This window comes from Prevotella sp. HMSC073D09, from assembly GCF_001814145.1.
Lineage (GTDB): Bacteria > Bacteroidota > Bacteroidia > Bacteroidales > Bacteroidaceae > Prevotella > Prevotella conceptionensis.
In genome coordinates, this window is sequence record NZ_KV815095.1 from 13,140 (window position 1) to 18,852 (window position 5,713).

Here is a 5,713-nt window from a genome sequence, read left to right on the forward strand (position 1 = left end):
GATGAAAAGGTAAATATTGATGGCTATTATGTAAGGGAAAAGAATATGCCAGGCAGTCCGCTAGAACCCTTTATTCTCTACACGGATGGGACGTACGGAGGCATATACTTCAAGGATGAAGATTCTACTTATGAACAAAAACGTCCGCATACCAGTCTGCTGAATGAAATATTGATTTCAAAGCGTGGTTTCAACGCACCTGGCGGATATTATAAGGTTAAGAATGACACGATAGAAGTAAACTTCTATTTGAGTTACATGCTTAGAATTTTTTTGATAAAGCGGCTCTTTAAGATTCTAGATAGAAACCACCTACTTTTCTTTCAACAAACATGGGTGATGCCGAAAGGCGATAACTTCATAACAGATCACGATGTTCTTTACCAATTCGTTCCCGCAGATAACCTTCCACCCTCTACAAACTTTGCAGGTAAACTGAGAAGGTATTTATGGGAGAACAAGAAAGATTGGAAAGCCTATAAAAGAAGAATGAAAGAAATGAGAAAAGAAAACAGGCAGTAGCCGTTAATAAGACGTATGAAGAATTTATCTTGTATAACAGTATGCTTAGCGTTGTGTTCCTGTTAGAGCATTGGGTGGATTACACTGGTAAAGAAGATAAACCGAACGGGCGTGACATCCTTTATCAGTTTGTCCCTGCCACCAACCTGCCCCCTCCACTAATTTTGGCTGTAAGTTGAATAAGTACATGTGGGAGAACAAGGCGGACTGGAAAGCATATAAGCAAAGAATGAAACAGCAAAGGAAGAAAAAGGAAAAGCTGTAACTGGGTTTGAATATAATGATATACTTCAAATTTAATTGCACGGCATTTTACCGGAAACATTTGGCTTATAAAACGATGAAAGCAATACTATTATCTATAGCGGTGATACCACTCATAGGCTGCGCATCGCTTCCAAAATACACAATACTTAATAGGCAGCATTCTATTTACTATACGCGGGAACAAACAAGCGAACTCAATAAACGGGTTTGCACGCTTATCCGCAAAAGCAAAGAACGGAGAGACTTTGACAGTGTTTACGTGTACCATATCGCGATTTGCCAACTTACATCACAGCTTGGAGGAACTGCAAAGTCGCCATCCGAATTTATAAAAGAAGACTTTACAGACTCGGTATTCCTGAGTATGTCCCGCCTAGGAAGAATGAAAGTTAAGGCCTTAGATCAAGGCAAAACCTTTCTCAGTACAGAGTCAATCGTGTTGAAAAAAGATAAGAGTTTAGGTGGCGTTGGTTGGATTCAATTCTTTTCCGCAGCTAGTTCTGGTGTGAAAACATTCCTTCCTGAAGATCTATCAGCGTTAGTTGCCATATTAGAAGACGATGACTTCATTGGTTTCTTTCAGGTTATAAATCTATACAACAAGGTGGAAAACGTCCTTTTTCGCAGTGACACGCCAACGTAATGTTGTCGTTTTCACGTACGGAGCTGGATCATCTACCACAATAACGAAATGGAAATTAAAAGATTTTGGCGACAAATATCTTGGTTTGAGACCATTCCGAGATACGTTTGTCAAGTAACATGGACAAGTTCGAAGATGCTCCGATAGACAAATCACTTAAATGGTGACAAGCATACGTCAGCCCTTGTTCTTTGGAATATTGACTTCTGCCCAATTGTAGTTGCATAACCTTTAATGTAAAGGTAAGGCATCCTATCGAGGCCTACATTCTTCTTTCGGACATAACTCGCCATTAAGTTTGGTAGTATTAAACAAGCCTTCCCTAAGATTGCAAACCGCAACCTTAGGAGAGGCTATAAAAGAAAAATAAAAGCAATGACAACTAAAGAATTAGCTGACCATTATGGAATTAAATATGTATCTTTGCAAGAATATGGAGTTTACTCTGTTGCATTTTTACCAGATGATGCATTGAGAATGGTTAATATTTTGCGCGAAGAAGTTACTCCAATTTTGGGTGGCGATGTGTATGTAAAGAAAAATGACCCTACAAGAGTCTATCCCACAGATGACGGGTGGTATTACGAGCGGAAGTGCGATGAACTAATAAAAGAGTATACTGATAATAGTTGTGACGAAGCCATTAAGTATATTCAGATCGTACTAGATAGTGTGACTAAGGGATGTTACGAGGAAGGCTCGGATGTGCTGTTTGAACTCGTGATACTTGATTTGAACAATCAATCTTAAATGGAACATTTGTAATAAAACTAACAAGATTAGAAGGGACTATTGTTAGTATTTGAAACCATCTTGATTTTTAGAAATACGTTTAACGTTTCGCCTATATGATATACTTCAAATTTCATTTCAAGCCATTTTGTCATGATGATGCTAGTAAACAAGAGAAAAGATCATTCCTAGGAAGGCTCTTCTCAAAGCTGTTTCATCATCTCGAAGCCAATCCAGACTTTGAAGAATCTATTGATTTTGTGGCCGAATGGCTTATAGAATACGATGATGTAGAATTTCATCAAGCAGTTCGCGAAATGGGTTTCGACACGAATAAGAATCTCATTGTTAAGCTGCCTGATGAGAGAAACTATGGTTATTGGTCGGATCTTGATTGCGATATAAATTTCTTTAAGAAATTTAATTATCAACTGATAACTAAAGAAACGTTTGATCTTTTGTGGAACTCCACACGCCATGATAGGGAACTAAAGAAGTTTGTGCCTATTAATGATGTAAATGGACAATAATTAAATGACTACGCGTAAAAGCGAATGGCTTGTCAAAGGCTTCTGAAAACTCACGTGTTTGGTTAAACTAAAAAACAAACAGCAAATGGAAAACAAAGGATGCATCAGACGACCAACTCCCGAAGAGTTGCTCTTGGTTGGGTATTTAGCACAAAAGCTCAATATGCACTCAAAACTGATTTGTAACAAAGTGTATGGACAGAGCCTATCATGGAAGAGAGGCTGGGCCGATTTTAACAAACTTAATGTAATAGATATTTCACCAAGTTCCGTTTCTAATCCTAGAGCATTCCATAAGAGTCTTATAAATAACGTAAAAATATCTCGTGTTTTAGATCCTTGGACTAAAACGAAAGATCCTGTTTTCCATATAGAGATACCGCAATAATGAACAATTTATAAAAATATAAAGAAATGAAAGCGATTGTAATTTCAATGTTCGTGATATTGTTTGCTTGCTGTATTGCAAGCACCAATCCGCACTTAAATGAGAATAAAAATGCCATTGTTAAGAAAGAGAGCCTGTATGGATACTGGAGCCTAGATGGGGTTGTTTGGTTACGAATAACTCGGGATAGAATATACTTTGTTGATGAAGACGGACAACCCTCTGTTCGATATTCGCTTAATAAAGATACTCTTACCTGGTATTTTGATGGAATTGCACCCCAAAAAGACATAATAAGTATTCTAAATGATACGCTTTTTACAAGAAATGATGAAGGTGTGGGGAAATATGTTCGTGTAAGATGAACAGGCTTTGTTTTTACAGGATCTATGCAAAACTCCTCTACAAGGGATTTTTAAATAGATAGCTTGTTGATAATCAATATTTTTGAAAGTATGGGTGTTGCAGAGTTCTAAATGGGCGTTCTTCAGAAATTTAAATGAAGATGTTGAGACTTATGTTTTGATAAGTAAATGTTAAGGACAGATGGCAATTGGACATAAAAATACCATTAGACGGCCAACTCCCGAAGAGTTGCTATTAATAGAGTTTCTAGCAAGAAAGGCCAAGTACCCACTCGCCCACGAATGGCAACAGGGCGTATGGGCTGAACCCACCACAGATGATAAAATTGGACCGATTGCAATAGCGATGAATAATGGAGAACCAGTGAAGTGCAAACCTAGCCATGTGGTTTCTGATTGCATGTTTTACGATGCCGATGATAAAGGTGTCGCTGCGTATCTTCTTGTTGATGATGACGGATGCCTCTGTGAGTTAGACTTATGGAAAGGCGGTGGACCAGAGATATTCTCATTACTAAGTAGCACGGATAAGTTCAAAGACATCCCAATGGGAAAATAGGTAAAACAGTGGTGAACACGCACTTGCCTTTGCGCTTAGAGCATTAGCTCTCAGCCAACACCATCTGTAAGAGCTTAACTTTAAGGCTATGGAATCCGTTTAAGTGGTGGGGCATACGCCGCGCCCCACTTCTTACTTTTCTTGCACGCAGTTGATAAAATCCACCGTCAACAGCCTTTGGAACTCTTACGGAAAAATTAGACATCGAAGGTTTGAAAAAGTGCGTTTTTGCTTACAATGTTGTAGGTAACCTATGGGAGAGATTTGTTCTGCAACAAGTGTTGCAAGCAATTTTGTACGTGAAGTTAAGGAACGTAATTTAGCATAACAAAAGTGTATCGACTAAACAAACTTAGAATAATGAAAAAGAACTTCGTCATATTCATGTTAGCAAGCATTTGCCTTCTTTCTGCACATGCTCAACGTTCTTGTAAGGATTGCATACAAGATCTTTACAAGGTGGTGGAGGGGGCACAGCTGGATAGTATTAGCATTGGGCACAGTTTTTATTCTGTGAAATCGCTCTATCAAGGCAAGGGTCATGGGCTTGTTGTTGGAGCAATCGCAAAAGCCCGAGTGTTCAGTTACGGCAACCCGCTAGATTCTGTGGTGATGCTTGATTTGGGAGACAAAGCACTGTATTTTATGGTGAATACCGAACCGCCTCGCAACTTTAAATGCGCAGACATTAATTGTGTGTATGATGGCGAGGGACGTAATCTTCTAGACAAAGAAGACTATATGAGGTTTCCCGCAGTGATTAACGATCCTGATGGGTTTACATTCATTAGAGAAGGACCATCTACGACGTTTAAGGTAAAGGCAAAGATAGAAAAGGATAAAATCTTTTTCTATACCCCAATCTTAAGCAGTGATTGGTATAGAGTTTTTCTTAGGGATGGAGGACCGTGCATAGGCTATATTCATCGCTCACGAATACTCCCATACGATAAATGTCCTACAAAAATTAAAAGGAAAATGGAGAAGCTTATGCTTTGATAAGCAAACATTAAAGACAAGTGGCAATGGAAAATAACGAACGCATCAGACGACCAACTCCTGAATACACAAACTCACCAGCCCACCAACTCATCAACTCACCACCCCCAAAAAACCACCAGCTCAAAAGCTTAAATTGTTATCTTTTATTTTACAAAGGTGCTCTAGTTTTCACTCCGTTCTAGCGAAAATATGGGCCAAAAAGTAGGTAAATGGGCACTATTTCTAGTTTCTCACGCCTCTTGTTTTGTCTGTTTTTAAGAGCAAAGCCTGCATTTTGCACCATTTAGCCTTTCTATTTTGGTTGCCAGACCGTCATTTTTCAAGTCCAACAACCTGCTTTTAACCCCTAAAAACCCACTTTTTAACGACTATTTTGCCCTTTTCAGCCCTGTCTTTCATGGCTCTGCAAGGTTTTATTTATACTATTTCAGTGGATATTTATGCTTTTCGCCTTGCGTTTAGCCACATTTCGCACTGCGTTTTGCACCATTTTACCTTGCGTTTAGCATCAAAACGCATTGTATTTAGCACCAAAACGCACTGCGTTTTGCGGCATATTGCACTGCGTTTTGCAGCAAATTGCACTATATTTAGCAGCAAATAGCCCGAAATGTGGTACAAATGGCGGTTTCTTGAAATAAATATTCATTTTTTCGTATTCACAAACTAAGCCCTTTTTGCATCAAAACAAACCTCTGCGAGAAT

General features: G+C 38.8%; 8 protein-coding genes. All 8 read left to right on the forward strand.

What is annotated here, in order from left to right; all coding sequences use genetic code 11:
* A partial coding sequence (locus tag HMPREF2955_RS08030; protein ID WP_083317669.1) for a hypothetical protein occupies window positions 1-522 on the forward strand: 522 nt, incomplete at its 5' end.
* A 340-nt stretch (window positions 523-862) separates the two neighbouring features.
* A complete protein-coding gene (locus HMPREF2955_RS08035) occupies window positions 863-1,432 on the forward strand; it encodes a hypothetical protein (RefSeq protein ID WP_139145515.1) in 570 nt (189 codons plus the stop codon).
* Window positions 1,433-1,807: 375 nt separating this feature from the next.
* Window positions 1,808-2,182, forward strand: coding sequence for an Imm40 family immunity protein (locus tag HMPREF2955_RS08040; protein ID WP_070722504.1), 375 nt, complete (start codon window positions 1,808-1,810; stop codon window positions 2,180-2,182).
* Between the two features lie 98 nt (window positions 2,183-2,280).
* The gene (locus tag HMPREF2955_RS08045) at window positions 2,281-2,694 is read left to right on the forward strand and encodes a hypothetical protein (protein ID WP_009231938.1); all 414 of its coding nucleotides are present in this window, start codon (window positions 2,281-2,283) and stop codon (window positions 2,692-2,694) included.
* Window positions 2,695-2,779: 85 nt separating this feature from the next.
* Window positions 2,780-3,082: a hypothetical protein gene (locus HMPREF2955_RS08050; protein ID WP_044078443.1), complete on the forward strand. Its 303-nt coding sequence runs from the start codon at window positions 2,780-2,782 to the stop codon at window positions 3,080-3,082.
* A 26-nt stretch (window positions 3,083-3,108) separates the two neighbouring features.
* Complete coding sequence (locus tag HMPREF2955_RS08055; protein ID WP_044078442.1) at window positions 3,109-3,447, forward strand: hypothetical protein; 339 nt, start codon at window positions 3,109-3,111, stop codon at window positions 3,445-3,447.
* Window positions 3,448-3,628: 181 nt separating this feature from the next.
* A complete protein-coding gene (locus HMPREF2955_RS08060; protein WP_009231937.1) occupies window positions 3,629-4,006 on the forward strand; it encodes a DUF6984 family protein in 378 nt (125 codons plus the stop codon).
* 360 nt (window positions 4,007-4,366) lie between these two features.
* On the forward strand, window positions 4,367-5,005 hold the full coding sequence (locus HMPREF2955_RS08065; RefSeq protein ID WP_009231936.1) for an SH3 domain-containing protein: 639 nt from the start codon (window positions 4,367-4,369) through the stop codon (window positions 5,003-5,005).
* The last annotated feature ends 708 nt before the right edge of the window (window positions 5,006-5,713 follow it).